This window comes from Streptomyces lincolnensis, assembly GCF_021173675.1.
Taxonomy (GTDB): domain Bacteria; phylum Actinomycetota; class Actinomycetes; order Streptomycetales; family Streptomycetaceae; genus Streptomyces; species Streptomyces lincolnensis_B.
Map to the genome: position 1 here is coordinate 69,721 of NZ_JAIHON010000008.1, position 26,970 is coordinate 96,690.

General features: G+C 70.9%; 26 protein-coding genes and 1 riboswitch. Of the genes, 15 read left to right on the top strand and 11 right to left on the bottom strand.

All coding sequences use genetic code 11. The features are described from left to right. The first annotated feature begins 36 nt into the window (after window positions 1-36). Entirely contained in the window at window positions 37-1,464 is a 1,428-nt protein-coding gene (locus K4B79_RS24080; protein ID WP_374208507.1) for a M1 family metallopeptidase, read from the top strand. A gap of 31 nt (window positions 1,465-1,495) precedes the next feature. Here the strand turns inward: K4B79_RS24080 and K4B79_RS24085 are convergent, their stop codons facing one another. Further along, window positions 1,496-2,017: a GNAT family N-acetyltransferase gene (locus K4B79_RS24085; protein WP_232028974.1), complete on the bottom strand. Its 522-nt coding sequence runs from the start codon at window positions 2,015-2,017 to the stop codon at window positions 1,496-1,498. Between the two features lie 243 nt (window positions 2,018-2,260). Beyond that, window positions 2,261-2,836, bottom strand: coding sequence for a TerD family protein (locus K4B79_RS24090; RefSeq protein ID WP_067435036.1), 576 nt, complete (start codon window positions 2,834-2,836; stop codon window positions 2,261-2,263). A gap of 166 nt (window positions 2,837-3,002) precedes the next feature. Here K4B79_RS24090 and arfB point away from each other — a divergent pair, with 166 nt between their 5' ends. Next, complete coding sequence (arfB, locus tag K4B79_RS24095) at window positions 3,003-3,473, top strand: alternative ribosome rescue aminoacyl-tRNA hydrolase ArfB (protein ID WP_374208508.1); 471 nt, start codon at window positions 3,003-3,005, stop codon at window positions 3,471-3,473. Window positions 3,474-3,589: 116 nt separating this feature from the next. Continuing rightward, window positions 3,590-4,474 carry a sigma-70 family RNA polymerase sigma factor gene (locus K4B79_RS24100; RefSeq protein ID WP_232028976.1) on the top strand — a complete coding sequence of 295 codons (885 nt, stop codon included), beginning with the start codon at window positions 3,590-3,592 and terminating at the stop codon, window positions 4,472-4,474. A 203-nt stretch (window positions 4,475-4,677) separates the two neighbouring features. Here the strand turns inward: K4B79_RS24100 and K4B79_RS24105 are convergent, their stop codons facing one another. Continuing rightward, on the bottom strand, window positions 4,678-5,160 hold the full coding sequence (locus tag K4B79_RS24105; RefSeq protein ID WP_232028977.1) for a GNAT family N-acetyltransferase: 483 nt from the start codon (window positions 5,158-5,160) through the stop codon (window positions 4,678-4,680). Window positions 5,161-5,236: 76 nt separating this feature from the next. After that, on the bottom strand, window positions 5,237-5,782 hold the full coding sequence (locus K4B79_RS24110) for a flavin reductase family protein (protein ID WP_232029408.1): 546 nt from the start codon (window positions 5,780-5,782) through the stop codon (window positions 5,237-5,239). Between the two features lie 381 nt (window positions 5,783-6,163). On the opposite strand from K4B79_RS24110, the gene cdgB reads away from it, so the two are divergent. Together cdgB and K4B79_RS24120 are read left to right on the top strand one after the other, a co-directional pair. Beyond that, window positions 6,164-7,819, top strand: a complete 1,656-nt coding sequence (gene cdgB / locus K4B79_RS24115) for a diguanylate cyclase CdgB (protein ID WP_232028978.1) — start codon at window positions 6,164-6,166, stop codon at window positions 7,817-7,819. 121 nt (window positions 7,820-7,940) lie between these two features. Further along, a complete protein-coding gene (locus K4B79_RS24120) occupies window positions 7,941-8,894 on the top strand; it encodes a CBM35 domain-containing protein (RefSeq protein WP_232028979.1) in 954 nt (317 codons plus the stop codon). Here the strand turns inward: K4B79_RS24120 and K4B79_RS24125 are convergent. The 3 genes from K4B79_RS24125 to K4B79_RS24135 all read right to left on the bottom strand — a co-directional run bounded on the left by K4B79_RS24125 (window position 8,891) and on the right by K4B79_RS24135 (window position 12,113). Continuing rightward, window positions 8,891-9,820, bottom strand: a complete 930-nt coding sequence (locus tag K4B79_RS24125) for a 1-phosphofructokinase family hexose kinase (protein ID WP_232028980.1) — start codon at window positions 9,818-9,820, stop codon at window positions 8,891-8,893. The two genes, K4B79_RS24120 and K4B79_RS24125, sit on opposite strands and share 4 nt — an antisense overlap. A 140-nt stretch (window positions 9,821-9,960) precedes the next feature. Further along, window positions 9,961-11,091, bottom strand: coding sequence for an N-acetylglucosamine-6-phosphate deacetylase (gene nagA, locus K4B79_RS24130; protein ID WP_232028981.1), 1,131 nt, complete (start codon window positions 11,089-11,091; stop codon window positions 9,961-9,963). An 80-nt stretch (window positions 11,092-11,171) separates the two neighbouring features. Continuing rightward, a complete protein-coding gene (locus tag K4B79_RS24135; RefSeq protein WP_232028982.1) occupies window positions 11,172-12,113 on the bottom strand; it encodes an ROK family protein in 942 nt (313 codons plus the stop codon). 123 nt (window positions 12,114-12,236) lie between these two features. On the opposite strand from K4B79_RS24135, the gene K4B79_RS24140 reads away from it, so the two are divergent. The 3 genes from K4B79_RS24140 (at window position 12,237) to otsB (ending at window position 14,784) form a co-directional block, all read left to right on the top strand. Further along, window positions 12,237-13,502 carry an ABC transporter substrate-binding protein gene (locus K4B79_RS24140; RefSeq protein WP_445276264.1) on the top strand — a complete coding sequence of 422 codons (1,266 nt, stop codon included), beginning with the start codon at window positions 12,237-12,239 and terminating at the stop codon, window positions 13,500-13,502. Window positions 13,503-13,542: 40 nt separating this feature from the next. Further along, window positions 13,543-13,785, top strand: coding sequence for a DUF3263 domain-containing protein (locus K4B79_RS24145; protein ID WP_232028983.1), 243 nt, complete (start codon window positions 13,543-13,545; stop codon window positions 13,783-13,785). Between the two features lie 126 nt (window positions 13,786-13,911). After that, window positions 13,912-14,784 (top strand): trehalose-phosphatase, encoded by an 873-nt coding sequence (gene otsB, locus K4B79_RS24150; protein ID WP_232028984.1) that lies wholly within the window; start codon window positions 13,912-13,914, stop codon window positions 14,782-14,784. A gap of 31 nt (window positions 14,785-14,815) precedes the next feature. Here the strand turns inward: otsB and K4B79_RS24155 are convergent, their stop codons facing one another. Then, on the bottom strand, window positions 14,816-16,201 hold the full coding sequence (locus K4B79_RS24155; RefSeq protein ID WP_232028985.1) for an alpha,alpha-trehalose-phosphate synthase (UDP-forming): 1,386 nt from the start codon (window positions 16,199-16,201) through the stop codon (window positions 14,816-14,818). Between the two features lie 62 nt (window positions 16,202-16,263). Continuing rightward, complete coding sequence (locus K4B79_RS24160) at window positions 16,264-17,208, bottom strand: glucosyl-3-phosphoglycerate synthase (RefSeq protein WP_232028986.1); 945 nt, start codon at window positions 17,206-17,208, stop codon at window positions 16,264-16,266. 136 nt (window positions 17,209-17,344) lie between these two features. After that, window positions 17,345-17,503, top strand: a riboswitch (SAM riboswitch). Between the two features lie 18 nt (window positions 17,504-17,521). Between K4B79_RS24160 and thrC the strand changes: the two genes are divergently transcribed. The 7 genes from thrC to K4B79_RS24195 all read left to right on the top strand — a co-directional run bounded on the left by thrC (window position 17,522) and on the right by K4B79_RS24195 (window position 25,666). Beyond that, the gene (gene thrC / locus K4B79_RS24165; RefSeq protein WP_232028987.1) at window positions 17,522-18,808 is read left to right on the top strand and encodes a threonine synthase; all 1,287 of its coding nucleotides are present in this window, start codon (window positions 17,522-17,524) and stop codon (window positions 18,806-18,808) included. 109 nt (window positions 18,809-18,917) lie between these two features. Beyond that, window positions 18,918-19,193: a ubiquitin-like small modifier protein 1 gene (locus tag K4B79_RS24170; RefSeq protein WP_128432056.1), complete on the top strand. Its 276-nt coding sequence runs from the start codon at window positions 18,918-18,920 to the stop codon at window positions 19,191-19,193. Between the two features lie 430 nt (window positions 19,194-19,623). Then, entirely contained in the window at window positions 19,624-19,830 is a 207-nt protein-coding gene (locus tag K4B79_RS24175) for a cold-shock protein (protein WP_007493268.1), read from the top strand. Window positions 19,831-20,143: 313 nt separating this feature from the next. Next, window positions 20,144-21,769 carry a chaperonin GroEL gene (gene groL / locus K4B79_RS24180; RefSeq protein ID WP_232028988.1) on the top strand — a complete coding sequence of 542 codons (1,626 nt, stop codon included), beginning with the start codon at window positions 20,144-20,146 and terminating at the stop codon, window positions 21,767-21,769. A 270-nt stretch (window positions 21,770-22,039) separates the two neighbouring features. Beyond that, window positions 22,040-23,128: an NADH:flavin oxidoreductase gene (locus tag K4B79_RS24185; RefSeq protein ID WP_374208514.1), complete on the top strand. Its 1,089-nt coding sequence runs from the start codon at window positions 22,040-22,042 to the stop codon at window positions 23,126-23,128. A 28-nt stretch (window positions 23,129-23,156) separates the two neighbouring features. Further along, window positions 23,157-24,059, top strand: coding sequence for a metallophosphoesterase (locus K4B79_RS24190; RefSeq protein WP_232028990.1), 903 nt, complete (start codon window positions 23,157-23,159; stop codon window positions 24,057-24,059). A 71-nt stretch (window positions 24,060-24,130) separates the two neighbouring features. Next, on the top strand, window positions 24,131-25,666 hold the full coding sequence (locus tag K4B79_RS24195; RefSeq protein ID WP_232028991.1) for a carboxylesterase/lipase family protein: 1,536 nt from the start codon (window positions 24,131-24,133) through the stop codon (window positions 25,664-25,666). 43 nt (window positions 25,667-25,709) lie between these two features. On the opposite strand, the gene K4B79_RS24200 is transcribed toward K4B79_RS24195, so the two are convergent. Together K4B79_RS24200 and K4B79_RS24205 are read right to left on the bottom strand one after the other, a co-directional pair. Then, complete coding sequence (locus tag K4B79_RS24200; protein ID WP_232028992.1) at window positions 25,710-26,279, bottom strand: hypothetical protein; 570 nt, start codon at window positions 26,277-26,279, stop codon at window positions 25,710-25,712. A 4-nt stretch (window positions 26,280-26,283) separates the two neighbouring features. Then, window positions 26,284-26,964, bottom strand: a complete 681-nt coding sequence (locus tag K4B79_RS24205; protein WP_232028993.1) for a Uma2 family endonuclease — start codon at window positions 26,962-26,964, stop codon at window positions 26,284-26,286. Window positions 26,965-26,970 lie beyond the last annotated feature (6 nt).

The window sequence follows — 26,970 nt, forward strand, 5'->3', positions numbered from 1 at the left end:
CGTGATGGTGTCACGGGCCCTCATAGGATCACTGGCGTGTCCTCCCGATCCCCGGTCCCGGCCCCACGGCTCGTCCCGGTCCGTTTGTCCGTGACCGTGGCCCTCGCCCTTCTGCTCACCGCCTGCGGTGGGACGGGGGTCCAGGGCACTCCCGGCGGTTCCGGGCTGAGGGACCCGTACTTTCCCAAGGCGGGCAACGGCGGGTACGACGTCAGCCACTACGACCTGACGCTCGCCTGCGCGCGGGAGGGCGACCGGCTCCGCCTCACCGGCACGGCGACGATCACCGCCCGTGCCACCCAGGACCTGTCCGCCTTCGACCTCGACCTCAAGGGCCTGACGGTCGGCAAGATCACCGTCGACGGCGCGGGCGCCCGCTGGAACCGCACCGGCCAGGAACTCACCGTCCGCCCGCACGACGACCTGGAGAAGGGCAGGACCTTCCGCGTCACCGTCCGCTACTCCGGCACCCCGGAGACGATCACCGACCCGGACGGCTCCCAGGAGGGCTGGCTGCCGACGTCGGACGGCGCGCTCGCCCTCGGGGAGCCGACGGGCTCGATGACCTGGTTCCCCGGCAACCACCACCCCTCCGACAAGGCGACGTACGACCTGTCCGTGACCGTGCCGCAGGGCCTGCGGGCCGTGTCCAACGGGGAGCCGACCGGGGAGACGACCACCGAGGGCCGCACCACCTCCACCTGGCACACCGCCGAACCCATGGCGAGCTACCTCGCCATCCTCGCGATCGGCGACTACACCGTCCGCCGCTCCACCACCCCGGACGGCCTGCCCGTGTACGTGGCGGTGGACCCCGCGGAGGACAAGGCGAGCCGGGAGGTGCTCGCCCGGATCCCCGAGGTCATGGAGTGGGCGGAGTCCGTCTTCGGGCCGTACCCCTTCTCCGCCACCGGCGCGATCGTCGACCACGCCCCCGACGTCGGCTACGCCCTGGAGACCCAGAACCGCCCCGTCTTCCCCGGCGCCCCCGACACCGCCCTCCTCGTCCACGAACTCGCCCACCAGTGGTACGGGAACTCCGTCACCCCGAAGACCTGGCGGGACATGTGGCTCAACGAGGGCTTCGCCACCTACGCGGAGTGGCTGTGGGCCGAGGACCACGGCGGCGACACCGCCCAGCAGACCTTCGACGCGCTGTACGACGACGGCGAGGACACCTACGACGACCTCTGGTCCTTCCCGCCCGCGCAGCCCACGAGCGCCGCGCACCTCTCCGACAGCCCCGTCTACCAGCGCGGCGCGATGGTCCTCCACAAGATCCGTCAGGCGGTGGGCGACGACACCTTCCGCGCGATCGTCCGCGGCTGGGCCACCACCCACCGCCACGGCAACGCGGACACCGCCGACTTCACGGCGTACGTCGAGAAGCAGGCCCCCGACGAGGACTTCGACGCGATCTGGGCGGACTGGCTGTACGGGGAGGGGAAGCCGGAGCGCGCGTGACGGGCGCTTGACGGGCACTGACGGGCGCCGGTCAGCCGGCGGCCAGGGGCTTGCGCAGCACCGTGCACGGGCGGCCGCGTTCGCGGTCCGGGCGGTGGGCGATCGGCTCGTAGCCGAGGGAGGTCCAGAAGGCGAGGGCACGGTCGTTGCCGTCGAGGACGGCGAGGCGGACGGCGGTGCGGCCCGCCGCGCGGAAGCGGTCCTCCAGCCGGGACGCCAGCCGCCGTCCGTGGCCCTGCCGCCGGACGCTCGTGTCCACCATCAGCAGGCCGATCCACGGGTCCGGGTCGGCCGGGTCGGGATGCCGGGCGAGCGTGATCGCGATTCCGGTCAGCCGCCCCTCGCTCCGCGCGAGCAGCACCTCCACGTCCGGGTTCGTCAACTCGTCCGCCAACGCGGTCGCCACCTGCTCCGGCCGGATGTCGTCCGGGTCCGGGAAGTCACCGCTGAGCGCCTGGAACTCACGGTCGGTGGCGTAGAGCGCGGTGAGTTCGGTCAGGAGCGGGGCCGGGATGTCACGGTCGGGGGTGAGGGGGAGGGGGGTGAGGATCACGCGGGCAAGGTACCCCGGGGAGAGCCCGGCGACGCCCGGGACCTGTGGCGCCGGGGTTCGGTGACGCCCGGGACCTGTGGCGCCGGGGTTCGGTGACGCCCGGGACCTGTGGCGCCGGGGTTCCGTGACGCCCGGAATCCGCGACGGCCGCAAAAAGGCCGGAGGCCCTGGGAAACGGCCGAACCCCCGGAAAACGCCGGAACCCCCGGCCGGAGCCAGGGGTCCCCGCAAGCGCGGTGTCCGTCAGACGTTGACGCCGAAGTCCTGGGCGATGCCCACCAGGCCCGAGGCGTAGCCCTGGCCGACGGCGCGGAACTTCCACTCGGCGCCGTTGCGGTACAGCTCGCCGAAGACCATGGCGGTCTCGGTGGCGGCGTCCTCGGAGAGGTCGTAGCGGGCGATCTCGGTGCCGCCGTCCTGGTTCACGATCCGGATGTAGGCGTTGCGGACCTGGCCGAAGTTCTGCGAGCGGTTCTCCGCGTCGTAGATCGAGACCGGGAAGACGATCTTGTCGACGTCGGCCGGGAGGCCGGCGAGGTTGACGTTGATCGCCTCGTCGTCGCCCGCGCCCTCGCCGGTGCGGTTGTCACCGGTGTGGACGATGGTCTGGTCCGGGGTCTGCTTGTTGTTGAAGAAGACGAAGTGGGCGTCCGAGTAGACCTTGCCCTGAGGGTTGACCGCGATCGCGGAGGCGTCGAGGTCGAAGTCCGTGCCGGTGGTGGTGCGGACGTCCCAGCCGAGGCCCACGGTGACGGCGGTCAGGCCCGGAGCCTCCTTGGTGAGCGAGACGTTGCCACCCTTGGACAGGCTTACAGCCATTGTTGGGAGTCCCTTCCCTCGTTTTTGTACGGCAGTACGGGCATGAAGCTACAGCTACCCCCATGAACGCCGAGAGGGGTACCGAAGGTTCCTGCTCGTTTTACTTTCTTTACCGAACCACGGCCAGGCGATATTCGCGTGACGTGGACCGGACAGAGAGGGGAACATGGACGGCATGTCCGGTCCTTCACGGGGGTCTGGGGGTTCGTCCCCCAGAAAACTCAGTATCCGCGGCTCCGTCTCGCTCCCCGAGGCCGAGCTCATGTGGCGTTTCTCGCGGTCGTCCGGTCCGGGCGGACAGCACGTCAACACCAGCGACTCCCAGGTCGAGCTGCGGTTCGACCTCGCCAAGACCGAGGCGCTGCCCGAGGTGTGGAAGCAGCGGGCCCTGAGCAAGCTCGCGGGCCGGCTGGTCGACGGTGTCGTCACCGTCCGCGCCTCCGAGCACCGCTCCCAGTGGCGCAACCGCGAGACCGCCGCGGTACGCCTGGCCTCCCTCCTCGCCGAGGCCACGGCACCCCCGCCCAAGCCCCGCAAGGCCACCCGCATCCCGCGCGGCATCAACGAACGCCGCCTCCGGGAGAAGAAGCAGCGCTCGGACACCAAGCGCGGCCGCTCCGGACAGGGCTGGGGCTAGCCCCCCACCCACCACCCCTCGCCCCCTGGCTCCCCGCCCCTGTGTCACATCCACCGCCCGTCACCCGTCAACCCACTGACAGCACGCCGGACGGACCGTGACGAGGGGCAGTGACCATGGGCTACGACGACTACCTTGCCGAGCGTTTCGAGACGCACCGCGGTCATCTGCGGGCGGTCGCGCACCGCATGCTCGGCTCGGTCACCGAGGCCGACGACGCGGTCCAGGAGACCTGGCTGCGGCTGATCCGTGCCGACACGCGGCGGATAGACAACCTCGGGGCCTGGCTGACGACCGTGGTGGGCCGGGTCTGCCTCGACATGCTCCGCTCGCGCCGCTCCCGCGCGGAGGAGCCGCTGGAGACCGTCCCGCAGCGCCCCGCCGTCCCGACAACGGGCACCGGCCCCAGTCCCGCCCCCGACCCCGAGCGGGACGCCCTCCTCGCGGACTCGGTCGGCGTCGCCCTGCTCGTCGTCCTGGACACGCTCACGCCCGCCGAACGGCTGACGTTCGTGCTGCACGACCTGTTCGCGGTGCCCTACGACGAGATCGCGGCCATCGTGGGGAAGTCCCCGGCGGCGGCGCGCCAGCTGGCCAGCCGGGCCCGGCGGCGGGTGCGGGGCGCCGAGGTGCCCGATGCGGACCTGGTCCGGCAGCGGGAGGTCGTCGACGCCTTTCTCGCCGCCGCGCGGGCGGCGGACTTCGACGCGCTGGTCGCGGTCCTCGATCCGGACGTCGTGGCGCGTACCGAGGTCGGGGTGACGACGGGCGCGGCGGCGGTGGCCCGGGGTGCGAGCCGGTTCTCCCGGCGGGCGGGTGTCCCCGTACCCGCGCTGGTGGACGGCCGCACGGCCATGGCGGTGTTCGTCGAGGGCCGGTTGGACCGCACCCTCGCCTTCACCTTCGTACGCGACCGGATCGCCGTGATCGACATCACCACGGACCCGGCCCGGCTCGCCCTGCTGGACGTGGAACTGCTCCGAGGGCCGCGAGAGCCCTGAGGGCGAGAAGGCCGGGAGCCAGGGCGCGAGGGCGCGAGGACGCCGAGCCGCCCGAAGAGCCGCCCGAACAGGACCGCGCCCAGCGGCCGGAAGAAGCCGGAAGAAGAACGCCGGCGCGAAGGAGGCGTACCTCCGCACCAGCGCCCGCGAGAGCCCTGAGGGCCCCGAGAGCCCCGAGAGCCCCGAGAGCCCCGAGAGGGCGTCTAGGACAGGTCGGCGGACAGGTCCAGCACGCCCACCGTCTCGTCCTCGACCGTCTCGCCGGTGGGGCGGAAGCCGAGCCGCAGGTAGAAGTCCTCCGGGCCGTGGCGGCCGGGGTGCCAGGTGACGTGGAACTCCTTGCCGCCCCGGCGGCGGATCTCGGCGGCGACGGACTCCACGGCGAAGCGTCCGTAGCCGTGGCCCTGCGCGTCCGCCGCGATGTTCAGGCGCCACAGGCCGGACCGGAAGAGGGTGCCGTCGTCACGCCAGTCGATGTCGAAGAAGGCCATCAGGAACCCGACCGGCCGCTCCCCGTCGACGATCAGGCGGGGCCAGGCGGTGTCGGGATGGACGTAGGCCTCGGCGAGGGACTTCACCACGGAGGTGACCGCGAATTCCTGCTCGGGGCGGACCCGGATGGCGATCGCGGCCTCGAGGTTCCCGGTGGTGATCTCTTCGAGGCGGAGTCCGGAGGGCGTCGTCATGCGCGCACCCTAAGCGGGCGGATCACGGCCGGGCGAGCGAATTCCGGGGGCCCGGCCGGGTAGAGCCCGGTGGGGGTCATCCCAACTGCCGGTACCGGCCCCGGAAATACGCCAGCGGTCCGCCGTCCGCGCTGGGGACGGACGCCGTCAGGACGCGGCCGATCACGAGGGTGTGGTCGCCGGCCGGCACGCGCTGCTCCGTGCGGCACTCCAGGGTGGCCAGGGCGCCGCCCACCAGAAGGGCGCCGGTCGCCTCGCCACGGACGTACGGGATGTCCTCGAAGAGGAGGCGGTCGCTGATGCGGCCCTTCATGGCGAAGCGGCCGGCGATGTGCCGCTGGCTCTCGGAGAGGACCGACACCGCCCACAGGGGCTGCTCGTCCAGCAGGTCGTCCATGCGGGAGCCGTTGCGCAGGCTGACCAGCACCAGGGGCGGGTCGAGGGAGACCGACATGAACGCCGTCGCCGTCATGCCGACGTCCTCGCCCTTCGGCCCGTCGGGGTCGAGCGGGGCCTCGAACGCGGTCACCAGGACCACGCCGGCGGCCAGCCGGGACAGGGCGGCGCGGAACTCGTCGTTGCTCACCCCCACAGGATGCCCGGAGGCGGGCGCGGGGATCATCGGGGACGTGGCGGGGGAAGTGTGGGGCACGCCGGAAACGCTAATCTCCGCCCTGCACGCACCACATCGGGCCTCCGCCCGAGACCGGACCTAGGTCTCCCGACCGAGCTCACGGGGTGTCCTCGGACAGGTCACCACAAAGGCACAAAATTTATGTTCAGTAAACGCACTGTGAAACCGCAGAAACCCCACTCAATTGTTCATCTTTCGCTGTGACTTGAGTCACAAGGGGCACTAATTGTTGACCCTGTGTACCGAGTGGGCAGCGCGCTGTGATTCAGTGGCGGGGAAGCTCCACTTACGAAGCGCACTGACGATATGCACTGACGAACGCCGATGAGAACCCTTGATTCGCTGCGAGGTCTCGGGGGGAGGGCGAGCATGGAGACCGAGTCGGAACCCTACGTCCGTCTTGCGTCCCTGCGACAACTGCACCAGGTCATGGCCGACATGAACACGGCCCGCAGCCTGGCGGACACCCTGCAGACGGTCGCCGACGGCGTGGTCCACGCCCTCGGGTACGAACTGGCCTGTGTCAACCTCGTACGCCCCGACGGCGATCTCGTGGTCGCCGCGTTCTCCGGCAATCAGGCCGCAGAGTCGCTGATCACCGGCCGCGTCGGCTCCCGCGAGTCCTGGGAGCGCCGCCTCTCGATGGGTGAGAACTGGGGCGACCTGGTCTTCATACCGCACACCGAGGGCTGGGTCCTCGACGACGACGACGTCCCGCAGTGGTACACGGACGGGCCCGCGCCCCGCTTCGAGGACGAGTGGCACCCCTCCGACCGGCTCTTCGCGCCCATGTACACCCCGGCGGCGCCGGGCGGCGGCTCGTGCGGCGAGCTGATCGGCGTGCTCTCCGTGGACCGCCCGCGCAACGGCCGCCGACCGGGCGCGTGGGGGCGCGAGGCGCTCCAGATGTACGCCTTCCAGGCCGCCATCGCGATCAGCAACGCGCGTCTGCGTGCCAACATGCAGCGCGCGCTGGTCAGGCTCGAAAGGGAGCAGCAGGCGCTGCGGGCCAGCGAGGAGAGCTTCCGGCAGGCCTTCGAGTACGCCCCTTCCGGCATGGCCATCGCCGAGATGGGCGGCGACCAGCACGGCAGGATCCTGCGCACCAACGACGCGCTGTGCCGCCTGCTCGGCCGCCCCGCGTCCGCGATGCGCCGCTACGCCTTCTCCGACCTGGTCCACCCCGAGGACATAGGGACGCTGCTGCGGACCTCCGCCGAGGGCGGACGCGCGGAACTGCGTCTGGGCCGCCGCGACGGCACCTACGTCTGGGTCAGCCTGCGCAACTCCGTCGTCGCCGACGCCGCCGACGGGCCGCGTTTCCTGCTCACGCACGTCGAGGACATAGAGGAGCGCAAGCGCCGCGAGCTCCAGCTCGCCCACCGCGCCTCCCACGACTCGCTCACCGGCCTGCCGAACTCCGCCGAGCTGCGCGCCCGCCTCTCCTCCCGGCTCTGCCAGCGGCCCACCCACCCGGCCGCCCTGGAGTCCATCGACGCGGCCTACGGCCATCCCGCCTTCGACGCCAACGGCCACGGCTTCGACTTCCCGCGGGGCACGGAGACCTTCGACGGCTTCGACCACCATGTGCACACCGTCGCCCCCGAGGGGGAGCGCGACGACGGCACCAAGGGGCTCGCGGTGCTCTTCTGCGACCTCGACGGCTTCAAGTCGATCAACGACCGGTTCGGGCACAACGCGGGTGACGCGGTGCTCATCGAGGTCGCCCGGCGACTGTCGCAGTGCGTGCGCGACGGCGACACCGTCGCCCGGCTCGGCGGCGACGAGTTCGTGATCCTCGCGGACGGGCTCGGCAAGGCCGACGCCGCCGACCTCGCGGTCCGGCTGCGCAACGAGATCATCCAGCCCATCCGGGCCGAGGGACGGGCCGTACGGGTGGGCGCCAGCTTCGGTATCGGCTGGGCGCACTGCGGCATGACGGCGGACGAAGTGTTGAAGTCGGCCGACGAGCGGATGTACGTCGAGAAACGATCTCGTCCCAAACAACACAGACGCGCGGGATGACTCCCAGGTCAGCGAGCTGATGCGATCCGAGTCACCCGTTTGGGCCCTCAGGAGCGGGTAGGCTCGCCATTCTGACCCTACGTATCGCATCCGATCCGCACCTGCTCGAGGAGTACAAGGGATGACGTCCGGCAACAACGGGGCGAGCACGCCCGAGGACGACGACCCGTTCGGCTACCTCTACGCCGACGGCCAGGCCAACGGGGCCCAGCCGCCGTCCGGTGGTGGCTACGGCTACCCGAACTCCGTCAACCGGGTGCGCTCGGTCGGACAGCGCCAGTACGGACAGCAGCAGCCCGCGGCGACCGCGCCCTACGGCCAGGTCCCGCAGCAGCAGCCCGCCGGCCAGTACGCCCAGCCCAGCGCGCACTACGCGGCCCCCGAGACCTTCCCCGGCGGCGCCGCCCCCACCACCCAGAGCCCCCAGCCGTCCTACAGCGGTGGTGGCGGCCGGGGCGGCCCCAACACCAAGGGCCTGCTGATCGGCGCGATCGCGGTCGTCGCCGCGGTCGTCATCGGCATCGGCATCGCGATGGCGGGCGGCGACGACAACAAGGACGCGAGCGGCGGCGACGCGTCGAGTACGCCTTCGACGTCCCAGAGCTCCGACCCGACCCCGTCGAACTCGTCGTCCGGCGAGGCGGCGGAACTGCCGAAGGCCGACGCGAAGACGATGCGCCTGGAGGGCGGCACGAGCGTCGCCTCCTCGGTGAAGGGCGCGCAGGCCGACGGTGGCGTGTATGTGCAGGGGTTCAACCAGGTGGGGGCTTCGGTGACCTGGTCGGTCAAGGTTCCCAAGGCCGGCAAGTACACCCTGTACACGGGGTACAGCGTCCCGGGCAAGGACGCCACCGCCACGCTCACGATCAACGGCACGGCCTCCTCCACGCCGGTCGGCATGGACAACTACGCGAAGGCCCCCGAGGGCGACTACGAGAAGGGCTGGACCAAGACGTACAACTGGGTCCAGCTCAACGAGGGCGCCAACACCGTCAAGCTCTCCTGCGAGCAGGGCAACCAGTGCGACGCCCTCCTCGACCAGGCGTGGCTGGTGAACGGCTGGGTCAAGTCTTAGGCCGCGCTGACCTCCCCCGTCACCGACACCCGCCCCACCAGCTCCTCATAGACCCCCCGGTCGAACTCCCCCGCCACCGGTGACACGACCGTCGCCGCGGACAGCGCGACCGCGCGGGAGAGACGCGTGGGCCAGGGGAGGCGTTCCACCAATCCCGACAGCAGGCCCGCGACGGTGGAGTCGCCGGCGCCGGTGGGGTTGCCGTGGAGAGGCGTGGGCGGGGTGGCTCGCCAGCGGCCCTCGGAGGTGACGGCGAGGAGGCCGTCGGGGCCGAGGGAGGCGACGACGGCGTGGGCGCCGCGGCGTCGGGCGTCCTGGGTGGCGCGCAACGGCTCGTGGGAGCCCGTCAGCTCGGCCAGCTCGTCCGCGTTGGGTTTCACGACGTCCGGGCGGGCGGCCACACCCCGGCGCAGGGGCTCCCCGCTGGTGTCCAGCAGTACGGGCACCCCGGCGGCCCTGGCCGTACGGATCAGCCCGGCGTACGCCCCCACCGGCACGCCCGGCGGCAGGCTTCCGCACAGGGCCACCGCGGACATGGACGGGACCAGGTCCTCGTAGGCCTCCTGGAAGGCCGTCCACTCGGCGGGGGTGATCGTCGGGCCGGGTTCGTTGAGCTGGGTCGTGTCGCCGGTCCGGTCGTCCACGACGGCGATCGTGCGGCGGGTGGCGCCGGTCACCGGGACCAGGGCGTCCACCACACCCCGCACGCCCGTGAGGTGCTCCTGCACCACGCGCCCGGTGGCGCCGCCCGTGAAACCGGTGACCGTCACCTCGTGGTCGAGGGCCGCGAGGACCCGGGCCACGTTCAGACCCTTGCCGCCGGGCCGCTCGATCACCCCGGTCACGCGGTGCGAGGCGTGCGGCCTGAGCGCCGGGACGCGGTAGGTGATGTCGAGAGCGGTGTTCAGCGTGACCGTGAGGATCACCTGGGCCGACCTCCCCCGCAGAAACGACGTACATGTGCCTGCCGTCCGGCTGCCGGGCCGTCCGGAGGGACGATCATGCCAAACGGGCGGCGGTCGGCCCAGTCTCCCAGCACAACCGCCGCCCTCAACAGCGGGACACATCACCCCAGTTGGGGATCGACCACCCATTCACCCCGGCGCATCACGCCCTTGAGCGCGAAGTCGGCGTCCAGGACGACGAGGTCGGCGTACTTGCCCGGCTCCAGGGAGCCCACGGTGTCGTAGAGGCCCAGCAGCTTGGCCGGGTTGGCGGACAGGGCCGTCACCACGTCCGCGACCGGCAGCCGGTCCACCGTCACGGCCCGCCGGAACGCGCGGTCCAGGGTCAGCGTGGAGCCCGCGATCGAGCCGCCCTCCACCAGCCGGGCCACCCCCTCGCTGACCTCGACCTCCAGCGGGCCGAGCATGTACGTGCCGTCGCCGAACCCGGCCGCGTCCATCGCGTCCGTGATGAACGCCACCCGTGCCGCGCCCGCGTGGTGGAACGCCAGCTGGAGCGCGGCCGGGTGCAGATGCGTGCCGTCGTTGATCAGCTCGACCGTGATCCGCTCGTCCTCCAGGAGGGCGGCGATCGGGCCGGGGGCGCGGTGGCCGAGGGGCGGCATCGCGTTGAAGAGGTGCGTGGCGACCGTGGCGCCCGCGTCGATCGCCTCCACCGTCTGCTCGTACGTGGCGTCGGTGTGCCCGATCGCCGCGATGACGCCGTGCTCGGCGAGGAGGCGTACGGAGTCGATGCCGCCCGGCAGTTCGGTGGCCAGCGTCACCATCTTCGCCTGGCCGCGCGCCGCGTCGATGAGCTTGCGTACGGCCGCGGGGTCCGGGTCGCGCAGCAGCTCCTCCGAGTGCGCGCCCTTGCGGCACGGGGAGATGAACGGGCCCTCGAAGTGGATCCCCGCGATGTCGCCCTGCTCGGCCAGCTCGGACAGGAGGCCGGCGCGCTGGGCGAGGAAGTCCATGTCGCCGGTGACGGTGGAGGCGACGAGGGTGGTGGTGCCGTGGAGGCGGTGGGTGTGGATGCCGGTGACCACGTCGTCTGCGGTGCCCGAGGTGAAGGAGGCTCCGCCTCCGCCGTGGTTGTGGATGTCGATGAAGCCGGGGACCACGTAGTGGCCGGTGAGGTCGGTCACGTGGGCGTTAGGTGAGACCTCGGCGGTGATGCGGGGGCCGTCGATGGACAGCCGGCCGTTCTCGACGGTTCCGGTGGGGAGGACCACGTTGGCACCGGTGAGCACGAGGGGGGTTCCGGGCGTTGCGGGGTGCGGGTGCGTTGTGGCTGGTCGCGCAGTTCCCCGCGCCCCTGAGGGGGTTGCCATCAGGCTGAATCCTCCGTGCGGTTGGTGTGGTCGAGGAGGTCCCAGGCCAGGAGGCCGGCGCCCAGGCAGCCGGCCGTGTCCCCCAGGGCCGCTGGGACCACGGACGGCAGCTTCTGGAAGGTGACCCGCTCGCGGACGGCGTCCCGCAGTGGTGTGAACAAGGTTTCCCCCGCCTCGGCGAGGCCGCCACCGATGATCAGCGTCCGCGGGTCCAGCAGGGTGAGGGCGGTGAGGAGGCCGTCGGCGAGGGCGTCGATGGCGTCCTGCCAGATTCGTACGGCGTTCGGGTCACCGGACACGACGGCCTTGGCGCAGTCCGCCGCGTCCGCCTCGGGGGTGCCGGAGGCGGCCGCCCATGCCTCGCTGACGGCGGCCGCCGACGCGTACCGCTCCAGGCAGCCGCGCTGCCCGCAGGGACAGGCGGCGCCCTGCGGCCGTACGACGATGTGGCCGATCTCGCCCGCGAAGCCGTGCGCGCCCGCCTCCACGCGCCCGCCGATGCCGATGGCGCCCGCGATGCCGGTGCCGAGGGGGACGAAGAAGAAGCGGTCGGCGCCCCGGCCGGCGCCGATGCGGCCCTCGGCGAGGCCGCCGGTGCGTACGTCGTGCCCGAGGGCGACCGGGGCGCCCAGTTTCTCGGCGAGCAGGTCGCGCAGGGGGACGTCGCGCCAGCCGAGGTTGGCCGAGTAGGCGGCGATGCCCCGCTCCTCGTCCACGATGCCGGGGACGGCGACGCCGGCGGCGGAGGCGGGTTCGCCGAACCGCTCGATGCCGTGGGAGCGCAGGTCGGCGGCGAAGTCGAGGATGCCCTCGACCACGGCGTCCGGCCCGCGTTCGCGCCCGGTGGCGCGGCGGGCCCGGTGCAGCAGGCGGCCCTCGGCCCCGATCAGGGCGGCCTTCATCCCGGTGCCGCCCACGTCGAGGGCGATGACATGTCTCACGGGGGACAGTGTGACCCCAGGACCCGCAAGAGGTCTAGTCCACTCACGTGGTGTAGACCTTAGGGCGGCAATATGTATGACCTTTCGAGAGTTTTTCGATCAGTGATCTTGAGGCGGTTGGCAGTGCGGCGGCGTAGGACAGCAACGATCGCGGTGGCGTCCGTACTGGGCATGACGGCGGCCCTGGGCGGCTGCGGCCTGACCGGGGACTCCGACGAGGTGACCCTGAAGCTGGTGGCCGCCGACTACGGCGACAACCCGGCGAACAGCTCCCGGAAGTACTGGGACAAGCTCGTCAAGGAGTACGAGGCGGCCCACGAGGGGGTGAAGGTCGACGTCAGCGTCTACTCCTGGAACGACGTCGACCGCAAGGTCAAGGACATGGTCGCGGCCGGTGACCCGCCCGACATGGCGCAGATCGGCGCCTACGCCGACTACGCGGCCAAGGGGCTGCTCTACTCGGCGGACGACGTGCTCTCCATACCCGTGCAGGGCGACCTCGTCTACCAGCTCGCCGCGGCGGGCCAGGTGCAGGGCGTGCAGTACGGCATCCCCTTCGCCGCCTCCACCCGCGTGCTCTTCTACAACAAGACCCTCTTCGCCAAGGCCGGCATCGACGCGCCCAAGACCTGGAACGACCTCGCCGCCGACGCCCAGGCGCTGAAGGCGGAGGGCGTGAAGTACCCCTACGCGCTGCCCCTCGGGCCCGAGGAGGCGCAGGCCGAGACGATGCAGTGGCTGCTCAGCGGCGGGGGCGGCTACACCGGCACCACCGGCGCCTACGCCATCGACTCCGCCGAGAACATCGGCACCTTCACCTGGCTCAAGGACGACCTCGTCGGCAAGGGGCTGACCGGACCGGTCGCGCCCGGCAGGCTCAACCGGGCCGCCGCCTTCTCCGCGTTCGCGAACGGGGAGGTCGGCATGCTCAACGGGCACCCCTCGCTGATGAAGATGGCCGAGTCGAAGGGCGTGAAGTTCGGCACGGTGGCGATGCCCGGTGCCGAGGGGCCGAGCAGGACCTCCATGGGGGTCGCCGACTGGATGATGGCCTTCAAGAAGAACGGCCACGCCAAGGAGATCGGCGACTTCCTCGACTTCGTCTACAGCGAGAAGAACGTCCTCGGGTTCTCCCGCGAGTACGACCTCCTGCCCGTGACCACCTCCGCGTCCGAGACCATGAGTACGGCCAAGGAGGACTCCGACCTCAAGCCGTTCCTGGACGAGCTGCCCGTCTCCGAGCTCTACCCCGTCGGGCAGACGTCCTGGGCCCAGGTCAGCGCCGAGGTCAAGCGGCGGATCGGACAGGCCGTGTCGTCCAGCGGCAGCCCGAGGGGCATCCTGAACCAGATCCAGGCCACGGCCTCCTCGGCGCAGAGCGCGGAGTAGGGAGTAGGCGCTGTCAGTGGCGGCGGTTACCGTTCCCGGCATGGACCAGGAAGGCGAGCGGCGGCTCGGGCGCCGGGAGCGGGACATTCTCGCGCTGGAACGGCGCGGGTTCGGCGGGCCCGGGGCCAAGGAGCGGGCGATACGGGAGGAACTGGGGCTGGCGCCGGTGCGATATTTCCAGTTGCTGAACGCTTTGCTGGACGACGAGCTGGCGCTGGCCCATGATCCGGTGACGGTGAACCGGCTGCGGCGGGTGCGGGACGCTCGCCGCGAGGAGCGGTGACCGTCTGTCCCGGTGACCGTCCGTCTCGGTGACCGTCCCTGGGGGCTGCCGCCCCAGACCCCCGCTGTCGGCCCTGAAGGGGCCTCGTCCTCAAACGCCGGACGGGCTGAAAGATAGGCTCGACGCATGGGCAGCCACACGGACTCCACGGACCCGTACGACACCGACGACTCCCTGCCGGCCCCGGTGACTCCCGCGGGCCGGGACGGCCTGGCGGCGATTCTCAGGCGGCCGGAGCGCGCCGTGATCGCGCTCGACTTCGATGGGACGCTGGCACCGATCGTCGCCGACCCCGAGCAGGCCCGGGCGCACCCGGAGGCCGTGCCGGCGCTGGCGGTGCTCGCGCCGAAGGTGGCCGCGGTCGCCGTGGTCACCGGGCGCCCGGCGGGCGTGGCGGTCCGGCACGGCGGGTTCGCCGGGGTCGCCGGACTGGAGCACCTCGTGGTCCTGGGTCACTACGGCGCCGAACGCTGGGACGCCGTCACCGGCACGGTCAACGCCCCCGCCCCGCACCCCGGAGTCGCCGCCGCCCGGGCCGAGCTGCCCGGGTTCCTCGACCGGATCGGCGCCTGGCAGGGCACCTGGATCGAGGAGAAGGGCCGTGCGGTCGCCGTCCACACCCGCCGCGCCTCCGATCCCCAGGCCGCCTTCGAGGCCCTGCGCGCCCCGCTCACCGACCTGGCCACGCGTCACGGACTGATCGTCGAGCCCGGCCGGATGGTCCTCGAACTCCGTCCGCCGGGCATGGACAAGGGCGTCGCGCTGTCCGAGTACGCCCGCGAGATCTCCGCCGAGTCCGTCCTCTACGCCGGTGACGACCTCGGTGACCTGCCCGCCTTCGGTGCCGTCGACAAGCTCCGCTCCGACGGCACCCCCGGCCTGCTGGTGTGCAGCGGCAGCGACGAGGTGACCGAGCTGAGGGAACGGGCGGACCTGGTGGTCGACGGTCCGGAAGGGGTCGTACGCCTGCTGAGGGCGCTGGCGGACCGGATCGGCTGAGCGCCGGAAAGCCAGAAAAGGCCCGCCCGGGTCAGGACCGCAGCGCGTTCAGCTGGTCCAGGAACCACTGCGCCGGTGGCAGGGCCGTCGCCGCCGCGGCGAGCCGCTTGGTGCGTTCCGCCCGTTCCTCCGGTGTCATCGACAGCGCCTCGTGCAGGGCCGAGGCGGTCCCCACGACGTCGTAGGGGTTCACCACGATCGCTTCCTCGCCCAGTTCCTCGAAGGCGCCGGCCTCCCGGGACAGCACCAGCACGCATCCCTCGTCGGAGACGACGGGCACCTCCTTGGCGACCAGGTTCATGCCGTCCCGGATCGGGTTGACCAGGGCCACGTCGGCCAGCCGGTACGCGGCCAGGGAGCGCGCGAAGTCGTCCTTGAGGTGGAGCAGGACGGGCGTCCAACCGGGCGTTCCGTAGACGGAGTTGATCTCCTCGGCCACCCGCCGCACCTCGGCCATGTAGTCCCGGTACACCGCGAGGTCCTGCCGTGAGGGGTAGGCGAAGGCGACGTGGACCACCCGCTCGCGCCACTCGGGACGGTCGTCGAGCAGCTGCCGGTAGGCCAGCAGCCCGCGCACGATGTTCTTCGACAGCTCGGTCCGGTCGACCCGCACGATCGTCCTGCGGCCCTCGCCGATCTCGGCCCGCAGCGCGGTGATCCGCTCCTCGACGTCGGCCTCGTGGGACCGCTCGCGCAGGAAGTCCGCGTCGGCGCCCAGCCCGTGCACGCCGATCCGGGTGTCCCCGACGCCCCCGACGACCTGCCCCGCGCACGCCGTGAAGGCGTCGGCCCAGCGGTGGGTCAGGAAACCGAGCCGGTCGGCGCCGAGCATGCCCCTGAGAACCTGCTCGGCGATGTCGTCCGGCAGCATCCGGAAGTACTCGGGCGGCGCCCACGGCGTGTGCGAGAAGTGGCCGATCCTGAGGTCGGGGCGGAGCTCGCGGAGCATGCCCGGCACCAGCGTCAGGTGGTAGTCCTGCACGACCACGGCCGCCCCCGGCGCCGCCGACTCCGCGAGTGCCTCGGCGAAGGCGCGGTTGTAGCTCTCGTACGACGTCCACTGCCGCCGGAACTCCGCGTCGAAGACCGGCTCCAGCGGGGTCTGGTACAGCATGTGGTGGACGAACCACAGCACGGAGTTCGCGATGCCGTTGTACGCGTCGGCGTGCACGTCGGCGGGGATGTCGAGCATCCGGACACCGGGCTCGCCCTCCCCGCGCCGCACCGCCTCCCGGTCGCCGTCGGACAGGGCGGAGCACACCCACAGGGAGTCCGCGTCCGACCCGATGGCGGACAGACCGGAGACCAGCCCGCCGCCACCCCGCTTGGTGTGCAGCGAGCCGTCCTCGCGGACCTCGTACGAGACGGGGCCGCGGTTGGACGCGACCAGCACGTGGGCACTGTGCGTTGAAGCCATGCCACGAAATCTAGCCCCAGTCCGAACCGCTCAAACGTTCCCGTGGGACCGAGCCCCGCGTTCTACGCGGCCTTTCTCTCCATGTACTCCGCGATCTCCACCATCGGCGGCCGTTCCTCGGTGTCCACGGAGTACGTGCGGGGCTCGAAGCCGTCCTCGCCGCGTTCGAACTGGGTGAGGGACGGGCGGATCATGTGGCCGCGGGCCAGCCGGAGCTGGGCCGTGCGGTAGATCGCGGCGGACATCCGGCCCAGGGCCTGGCCGTCCTGGTGGCGGTGCTTGCGGACGCCGACGTCGACCTGGGCGAGGGCGTCCAGGCCCACCAGGTGCAGCGCGTCCACCAGCATGCCGAGCTCGACGCCGTAGCCGACCGGGAACGGCAGCTGTTCCAGCAGGGAGCGGCGGGCCGCGTACTCGCCGCCGAGCGGCTGCACGAAACCGGCCAGCTGCGGCCAGTGCATGTTCAGCAGCGGGCGGGCCATCAGCTCGGTGACCCGGCCGCCCTGGCCGGCCGCCCCGCCGAGGGGACGGTCGTACATGCCCTTGACCAGGTCGACCCCGGGGTCGGTGAGCAGCGGGCCGACGATGCCGGAGACGAAGTCGGAGGAGAACTCCTTCAGGTCGGCGTCGATGAAGCAGACGATGTCGCCGCCGGTGACCAGCAGCGAGCGCCACAGCACCTCGCCCTTGCCGGGGGCGGCCGGAAGACGGGGGAGGATGTCGTCGCGGTGGACGACCCGCGCCCCGGCCGCGGCGGCCACCTCGGAGGTACGGTCGGTGGATCCCGAGTCGACGACCACGATCTCGTCGACGAGCGGAACCTGCTGCATGAGGTCGTGACGGATGACGGCGGCGATGTCACCGACCGTCTCCTCCTCGTTGAGCGCGGGCAGCACGACGCTGACCGACTGGTTCGTGCGCTGTTTGGCGGCCAGGATCCGGTGAAGAGGGCGATCGGTCTTGGACCAGGAGCGGGTGCTCAGCCAGCTTTCGACTTCTTTCAGCACGTAGGCGGCTCCTTACGATGTGATCCATCTCGCGGTTCGGACGTCTATCTCAACTGTCCTGGCCTTCGGTTACAGTCTTGAACAACGCGGATGACCATCGCATGTCCTGGGTGGCCCGACGCACACAACTTCATACCGCTCATCCAGAGGGGCAGAGGGATACGGCCCGATGAAGCCCCGGCAACCCTCCAGCCGGTCTCGTAACCGATCACCGTTGATCGTCACCGCGAGGCTCCCGGCTCGGGAAGGTGCCAAATCCGTCTCACGGCGAGATGCGTCGTGAGGAAGATGAGGAGAAAGGGCCTCGCCTCACATGGCTGCGCAGACTGTTGCAACCGAATCCACGAAGACCGTCGACCTCGGCCCCGCCGCCGCGCTGAGCTGCCGCGAATGCGGTCACCGCGTCCCTCTCGGTCCGGTCTTCGCGTGCGAGGAGTGTTTCGGCCCGCTGGAGATCGCCTACGACTTCTCGGCCTACGACACCGAGGAACTCCGCAAGCGGATCGAAGCGGGCCCCGCGAACATCTGGCGTTACGCGCCCCTGCTGCCCGTCCCCGCGGACGTGGCGACCAAGCCGAACATCAACCCCGGCTGGACCAAGCTCGTCCAGGCCGACAACCTCGCTCGCGAGCTGGGTGTCGACGCCGGCAAGCTGTTCGTCAAGGACGACTCCGGCAACCCGACGCACTCCTTCAAGGACCGGGTCGTCGCCCAGGCCATCGAGGCCGCCCGCGCGTTCGACTTCACCACCCTGTCCTGCTCCTCCACCGGCAACCTCGCCGGTGCGGTGGGTGCCGCGGCGGCCCGCGCCGGCTTCCGCTCCTGCGTGTTCATCCCGCACGACCTGGAGCAGGGCAAGGTCGTCATGGCCGCCGTCTACGGCGGTGAGCTCGTCGGCATCGAGGGCAACTACGACGACGTGAACCGCTTCTGCTCCGAGCTCATCGGCGACCCGGCCGGCGAGGGCTGGGGCTTCGTCAACGTCAACCTGCGGCCCTACTACGCGGAGGGGTCCAAGACCCTGGCGTACGAGATCTGCGAGCAGCTCGGCTGGCGGCTGCCGGACCAGCTGGTCGTGCCGATCGCCTCCGGCTCGCAGCTCACGAAGATCGACAAGGGGCTCCAGGAGCTGATCAAGCTCGGTCTCGTCGAGGACCGGCCGTACAAGATCTTCGGTGCGCAGGCGGAGGGGTGCAGCCCGGTCTCCGTCGCGTACAAGGCGGGGCACGACGTCGTACGGCCGCAGAAGCCGAACACGATCGCCAAGTCGCTGGCGATCGGCAACCCGGCCGACGGTCCGTACGTCCTGGACATCGCCCGGCGTACCGGGGGTGCGGTGGAGGACGTGAATGACGAGCAGATCGTCGACGCGATCAAGGTCCTGGCCCGGACCGAGGGGATTTTCGCCGAGACGGCGGGTGGGGTGACCGTCGGTGTGACGCGGAAGCTGATCGAGGCCGGGGTGTTGGATCCGACGTTGACGACTGTTGTGCTGAACACCGGGGACGGTCTGAAGACGTTGGATGCGGTGGCGGGTACGGGGCTCACCGCGACCATCCGTCCCAGTCTGGAGTCGTTCCGCGAAGCTGGTCTCGCCTGATCCGTTTCGTCTGCGGGCCGGTGGGGGCTGGTCGCGCCCGCGCGGCGGTAGCCGCACATCGACACAGCCCCGCGCCCCTAAGCGTGTCCACCTGACCGGAGGTTTCAACGTGAGCGTCAACGTCCGCATCCCCACCATCCTGCGCACCTACACCGGCGGCCAGGCCGAGGTCGCCGCCGAAGGTGCCACGCTCGGTGAGGTCATCGCCGATCTGGAGAAGAACCACACCGGGATCGCCGCCCGGGTGCTGGACGACCAGGGGAAGTTGCGCCGGTTCGTCAACGTGTACGTCAACGACGACGACGTCCGCTTCGAGCAGGGGCTGGAGACGGCGACCCCCGACGGGGCCGGGGTCTCGATCATTCCGGCCGTCGCCGGCGGCTGATCATTACCGTCGGTAACGCCAGTTACCGAGAGTTCATCGAATTGCCCCCTCCGTGAGAGAAGCGGAGGGGGCAATTCAGTGTGGTTGAGCGCGGTACAGTTGGGGAACGCGTCGCTGATCCCCGGGTCGGCCGCCTTGGTTCCTGCCTTATGCCCGACAAGAAGTAGCCAAAGTGTGCGCCTCTTTCGTGGCTTTTGTGTGCTTTGCGGGGCCCGACTTGCCCTGAATTCAGGCGAATTCTCGCCACATTCCCGACCTTGAGCGTCCAGAATTCTCGTCTGATTGACCTGTTGCAGACGGCAGTTGGACAGATACATTCAGCCGCGGTCGACGCGTTCCGGCGCACGCCCCCAATCCTGTGGGGGGTGAGGTCTGACCCGGATTCACGAAGTGTGGATCTGCGCAAGGGCCAGTAATAGGGGAGTTAGGCATGGCTCAGGGCACCGTCAAGTGGTTCAACGCGGAGAAGGGGTACGGCTTCATCGCGGTCGACGGTGGTGCGGATGTTTTCGTCCACTACAGCGCCATCCAGATGGACGGGTACCGCACCCTTGAAGAGGGCCAGCGGGTCGATTTCGAGATCTCGCAGGGTCAGAAGGGGCCGCAGGCGGACATGGTCCGGCTCGCGACCGGCTGAAGCGCGCGCCGACTGCAGCGACGTTCTTCTGTACATCACGCAAGGGCTCGCACCCCAGGGTGCGAGCCCTTCCGCGTGCCCCGCCGGGGGGGCGCTGTTCACCTGCGGATCTCCCTGAGGCGCTTGCACTCGGCATGGGCGAGTGCTAATCATTGGCGTTAGCACTCTGAAGGTGAGAGTGACAACGAAGGACCGGGTCGGTGAGGCCCGCAGGCCAGGTGGGGCAAGGAACCGCCGGCCGGCGTGCCGTCCGTCGCGGGCGCGGGCGCGGTCCACGAGGTAATCACCCCCAGTCCTGGGAGGACCACTTCACATGGCCAAGATCATCGCGTTCGACGAGGAGGCACGGCGCGGTCTCGAGCGCGGGATGAACCAGCTCGCCGACGCCGTCAAGGTCACCCTTGGTCCCAAGGGTCGCAACGTCGTCCTCGAGAAGAAGTGGGGCGCCCCCACGATCACCAACGATGGTGTGTCCATCGCCAAGGAGATCGAGCTCGAGGACCCGTACGAGAAGATCGGCGCCGAGCTGGTCAAGGAAGTCGCCAAGAAGACGGACGACGTCGCCGGCGACGGTACGACCACGGCGACCGTGCTCGCCCAGGCGCTCGTGCGCGAGGGTCTGCGCAACGTAGCCGCCGGCGCCAACCCGATGGCCCTCAAGCGCGGTATCGAGAAGGCCGTCGAGGCCGTCTCCGGTGCCCTCCTTGAGCAGGCCAAGGACGTGGAGACCAAGGAGCAGATCGCTTCGACGGCCTCCATCTCCGCCGCCGACACCCAGATCGGCGAGCTCATCGCCGAGGCGATGGACAAGGTCGGCAAGGAAGGCGTCATCACCGTCGAGGAGTCCCAGACCTTCGGTCTGGAGCTGGAGCTCACCGAGGGTATGCGCTTCGACAAGGGCTACATCTCGGCGTACTTCGCCACCGACATGGAGCGGATGGAGGCGTCGCTCGACGACCCCTACATCCTCATCGCCAACTCCAAGATCGGCTCCGTCAAGGACCTGCTCCCGCTCCTGGAGAAGGTCATGCAGTCGGGCAAGCCGCTGCTGATCATCGCCGAGGACGTCGAGGGCGAGGCCCTGTCGACCCTGGTCGTCAACAAGATCCGCGGCACCTTCAAGTCCGTCGCGGTCAAGGCCCCGGGCTTCGGTGACCGCCGCAAGGCGATGCTGAACGACATCGCCATCCTCACCGGTGGCGAGGTCATCTCCGAGGAGGTCGGTCTCAAGCTCGAGAACACCTCCCTGGACCTTCTGGGCCGTGCCCGCAAGGTCGTCATCACCAAGGACGAGACCACCATCGTCGACGGTGCCGGCTCCTCCGAGCAGGTTCAGGGCCGGGTCAACCAGATCCGCGCCGAGATCGAGAACTCCGACTCCGACTACGACCGCGAGAAGCTCCAGGAGCGCCTGGCGAAGCTCGCGGGCGGCGTGGCCGTCATCAAGGCCGGTGCCGCGACCGAGGTCGAGCTCAAGGAGCGCAAGCACCGCATCGAGGACGCCGTTCGCAACGCGAAGGCGGCCGTCGAGGAGGGCATCGTCGCCGGTGGTGGCGTGGCCCTCATCCAGGCCTCCACGGTCTTCGAGAAGCTGGACCTGGAGGGTGACGAGGCGACCGGCGCCAACGCCGTGAAGCTCGCCCTGGAGGCTCCGCTCAAGCAGATCGCCGTCAACGGTGGTCTCGAGGGCGGCGTCATCGTCGAGAAGGTGCGCAACCTGCCCGTCGGCCACGGCCTGAACGCCGCGACCGGTGAGTACGTCGACATGATCGCCGAGGGCATCATCGACCCGGCGAAGGTGACCCGTTCCGCTCTGCAGAACGCCGCCTCCATCGCCGCGCTGTTCCTCACCACCGAGGCCGTCATCGCCGACAAGCCGGAGAAGGCGGGCGCCGCCCCGGCCGGCGGCGGCATGCCGGGCGGTGACATGGACTTCTGATCGACCTCTGGTTGATCAACGTCCTTACCGAGGGCGGCACTTCCTGTTCCGACAGGGGGTGCCGCCCTCGGGCGTGGGCGGGGGTGTCCCGTCTCACACGGCAGCGGGAAATGCCGTGACGGATGAGGTGGTTGTCGCCCGGGTAGGGTCCATGCGTATGCACATACCGAGGAGTATCGCCACGTGACCGCCCCCGCCGCTTCCCCCGCCGGATCTCCTTCCCCCTCCGCTTCCTCCGCCGCCTCTCCCTCCGCCTCCCGTGCCGCCGAGATCCTGTCCCGGCCGACCACCATCAACGGCCTGACCGTCCCGAACCGCATCGCTATGGCGCCCATGACCCGCGCCTTCTCCCCGGGCGGGATCCCCGGCGAGGACGTGGCGTCGTACTACGCCCGCCGGGCCGCCGCCGGAGTGGGCCTGATCGTCACCGAGGGCACGTACGTCGGGCACGACTCGGCCGGGCAGAGCGACAGCATCCCGCGCTTCCACGGCACGGAGCAGCTGGCGGGGTGGGCCAGGGTCGCCGACGAGGTGCACGCCGCGGGCGGCACGATCGTCCCGCAGCTGTGGCACATCGGCATGGTGCGCGAGCAGGGCCAGCCGCCCTACGCCGACGCCCCGGCCGTGGGCCCGTCCGGCCTGCGGATCGGCGCGGTCGAGCCCACCGGCAAGGCGATGACCCAGCGGGACCTGGACGACGTCATCGGCGCGTTCGCCGAGGCCGCGGCCGCCGCCGAGCGCATCGGCTTCGACGGCGTGGAGCTGCACGGAGCCCACGGCTACCTCATCGACCAGTTCCTGTGGGCGGGCACCAACCGCCGCACGGACGCCTACGGCGGTGACCCGGTCGCCCGTACGAAGTTCGCGGCGGAGATCGTCGCGGCCGTACGCGAGACGGTCTCGCCCGAGTTCCCGATCCTCTTCCGCTACTCGCAGTGGAAGCAGGAGGCCTACGACGCCCGGCTCGCCGAGACCCCCGAGGAGCTGGAGGCCATCCTCACCCCGCTCGCCGCGGCCGGTGTCGACGCCTTCCACGCCTCCACCCGCCGCTACTGGATCCCCGAGTTCGAGGGCTCCGACCTCAACCTCGCCGGCTGGACCAAGAAGCTCACCGGCAAGACAGCCATCACCGTCGGCTCGGTCGGCCTCGACGGCGAGTTCCTCGGCGCGTTCGCGGGCGAGGGGTCCCCGACCAAGGGCATCGAGGACCTCCTCGACGGCCTGGAGCGCGACGAGTACGACCTCGTGGCCGTCGGCCGCGCCCTTCTGCAGGACCCGCACTGGGCCGAGAAGGTCCTCTCCGGCCGCGTCGACGAGCTGAAGCCGTACGAGGCGGCGTCCCTGAAGTCGCTGTCCTGATCGCCGACTCCCGTCTAGTGTCCGGGAGATGCGGATACTGCACCTCTCGGACACCCACCTGGACCGCACCGACACTCCCAACAAGTACGGCGTCAACGCCACCGCGTCCCTGCGCCTGATGCTCGCCGAGCTCGGCCACCTGCGGGGCCTGGACGCGGTCGTCGTCACCGGCGATCTCGCCGACGACGGGTCGGTGGAGGCGTACGCGGCGCTCCGCGAGCTCATCGGCGACTTCGCGCGCCCTCTGGGAGCGCCCGTCTTCTACACCACCGGCAACCACGACGAGCGGACCGCCTTCGTCAAGGTGCTGGGCAGCGGACACTCCGAGCCGGAGGTGGTCCTGGAGGCCGAGGCCTCCGAGCGGGCGGCGGTGAGCACGGTCGCCGGATGGCGCCTGGTCACCCTGGACTCGCTGGTCCCGGGCAAGGTCTACGGCCGACTCGGCGCGACCCAACTCGACTGGCTGAAGGGCGTGTTGAGCACCCCGGCCGAGCAGGGCACCGTCCTGGCCTTCCACCACCCGCCGATCAGCCTCGACCTCTCGGCCACCCAGCCGGTCTTCGGGCTGGTCGACCCGGGCGAGCTGGCGGACACCATCCGGGGCAGCGACGTACGCGTGATCCTCACCGGGCACTACCACCTCCAGCTGTTCGGGACGCTGGAGTCGGTGCCGGTGTGGGTGACGCCGGGGGTGGTCAACCGCATCGACCTGACGACCCGGCCCGGCACGGAACGGGCGGTGCGCGGGGCGTCGGCGTCGCTGGTCGAGCTGGGCGGCCCGACGAGCCCGATGTTCCACACCCTCCACGCCCGCGACCCCCGCGCGCACGAGACGGTGTACGAGCTGGACGAGGAGCGGACGCGGGCGATGGTGGAGAAGCACGGGCCGAGCGCCCGAATCCCCCATGTCATCGACCGACACATTGGTTGACCTACGCAAGGGGATGGGCTGGAGTGGAGCGAGGCCGCAGCTGATCACCCCCACCCGTGAGGAGTCCGACGATGACGACAGCCGAGGGACCGGAAGAGCCGGTCGTCCGCACCACGGCCGGCGCGGTGCGCGGGCGCACGGAGGAGGGGCTCGCGGTCTTCCGGGGCATCCCCTTCGCCGAGCCCCCGGTGGGGGAGGCGCGGTTCCAGGCGCCGCGGCCCGTGCGGGTCTGGGAGGGAACCCGGGAGGCGTACGCCTTCGGCCCGCCGCCCCCGCAGGACCTCGGTATCCAGGGCCGCACCGGAGTCCTCGACGCGCCCACCGGCGACGACTGGCTGACCGTCAACGTCTGGACGCCCGACGCCGACCCGGCGGCCGGCCGCCCCGTGATGGTGTGGATCTACGGCGGCGCCTACAAGCTCGGCCACACGGGCAGCCCCGGCTACGACGCCCAGCACCTCGCCCGCGCCGGCGACCTGGTCGTCGTATCCCTCAACTACCGGGTCGGCATGGAGGGGTTCGCCTCCCTGGAGGGGGCGCCCGCCAACCGCGGTCTGCTGGACCAGGTCGCCGCGCTGGAGTGGGTACGGGACAACATCACGGCGTTCGGCGGCGACCCCGGGCAGGTCACCGTCTTCGGGGAGTCGGCGGGCGCCGGATCCGTCGCCGCGCTGCTGGCCATGCCGAGGGCGCGCGGTCTGTTCCGGCGGGCGATCGCCCAGAGCGTGCCCGGCACGTACTTCTCCGACGACCTCGCCCGGGACATGGGACGCGAACTCGCCGCGGAGGTGGGCCTGCGGCCGACGGCCGCCGACCTCGCCACCGTGGATCCGCGCCGGCTCACCTCCGCGGGTGAGGCCCTGGGCGCGAAGATGCGCCAGTACGAGGACCGGTGGGGGCAGGCGGCGCCCACCGTCACCCCCTTCTCCCCGGTCGTCGACGGCGAGATTCTGCCCCGCACCCCCTGGGAGGCGCTGGCGGCGGGCTCGGCCCGGGACGTCGAGCTGCTCGTCGGGCACAACCGCGACGAGTTCCGGCTCTTCCTCGTCCTCGGCGAACAGCTCGGCAGGATCACCGACGAGCAGGCGTCCTGGGCGCTGCGCACGTTCGCCCCCGGCCCCGACGGCGAACGTTCCTACCGCGCCGCCTTCCCCGAGGCCACGCCGACCGAGCTGTACGAACGCGTGCAGACGGACTGGCTGTTCGGGATGCCGTCCGTGCGGCTCGCCCAGGCGCAGGTCGCGGGCGGCGGGCGGGCGCACCTCTACGAACTCACCTGGCCGGCACCGGGCGCCGGGGGCATCCTCGGCGCGTGCCACGGCCTGGACATCCCGCTGCTCTTCGGCACGTACGGGGCCGATCTCGGCAACCTGCTCTTCGCGGGCAGCGGGGTCCCGGCCGGGGCGCGGGCGCTGACCGCCCGCTTCCAGTCGGCCTGGACGGGCTTCGCGCGGACCGGGGATCCGGGCTGGCCGGCGTACGACGAGGCGAGCGGGCGCCTGACGCAGGTGCTGGACGCGGAGCCGGAGGTACGGGCGTACCCGGAGGAGGCCGTACGGCGGCTGTGGGAGGGGTACGAGTTCGCGGCCCTGCCGTTGCTGAAGTGACAGGGGTTGCAGGCGAGGGTTTTTTAGAGGTGGGCGAGGTGTTTCAGAGGTTGCCCAGGGGCTCGATGTCCACCTTGACCGGCGTGCCCCAGACCCGCAGCACCTCGTAGTCGGTGAACTCGTGCACGAGCCGGTAGGCCATGGCGGGGCGCGGTCCGCGACGCTGGGCGGCGATGTACAGCTCGGCCTCCCGGCGGTCCCGCCGGGGCGTGCCGCACAGCTCCCACACCTGCCCGTTCCACCGCTCCGGCAGCCAGCGCTGCTGCGGCTGCGGCCGGTCCTCCCGGACGCCGTACCGCGAGGGCACGGGCTCGGTGTGCCGGGGCGGGGCGGCGGGCCCGTCGTACTCGGAACGCCGGGCCGCCCGGCGCCGCGTCTCGCACAGCAGGCACAGGTCGGGGGCGGCCTCGTCCACGGGGCCGTTGGGATGCTCGGCGCAGCGAGTGGTGGGCGCGGCCCCGGTCACGCTCTCGTCCAGCAGGTCCAGGGCCCGCTTGATATCGGCCTTGACCTCGTGCAACTTGCCGTCCGGGGTGTCCCCGGTGAGCGCCTCCCCGTGCTCCCCGAGGAGTCGCAGGGCTCGGCCTAGGGCGGTGAGCTGGGCGTGGTTCATGGAGTCAGTCTGCGTAATCCTTGAGTTTTTCGGTATCCAGGGTGATGTTCACGGGCGCCGGGATCTCGACGGTGGCGCCCCAGGGGTAGCTGGGGGACTGCTGGTAGTGGCCGTCCTTGGGTTCGCTGAAGACGGTCACGGTGGCGTTGTCGCGGTCGATGAGGAGGTAGACGGGGATGTCGGCCTCCGCGTAGCCGACGGGTTTGTCGATGCGGTCGCGCTGGTTGGTGTCCCGGTCGTGGGAGGTGATCTCGACGGCCATGAGTGCTCCGTCTGCCTCGGACCATTCGCCGTCCCCCACGAAGTGGTCCACCGGTGCCAGGAAACCATCCGTACGGGCACGGCCCTTGCGGTAGGCCTCAGCCCTGACGCCCCGCTCGGGCGCGAGGTCCAGGTCGGGGCGATGCTGCATGCACTGGCGTAGCAGCCACATGAAGATCGACGTGTGTTTCCCGTCCGGCATGGCCTTGACTACTACCTTTCCGTTGATGTACTCAAGCCGCACGGTTTCCGGGGCTGCGGCGGCAAGCTCCTCGAATTCGTCGACGTCGAGCGGGCCGTGCCGGACGGAGAGCCTCCCGCCGAGGAACTCCAGCCGGTTGCGCAGCTCCCTCGGAGCCCTGCGGACGAGTTCGTCGAAGTCCTCGACGGACATCTGCGGGTGCTCGGCGGTATCAGGGTTCATGGCGTT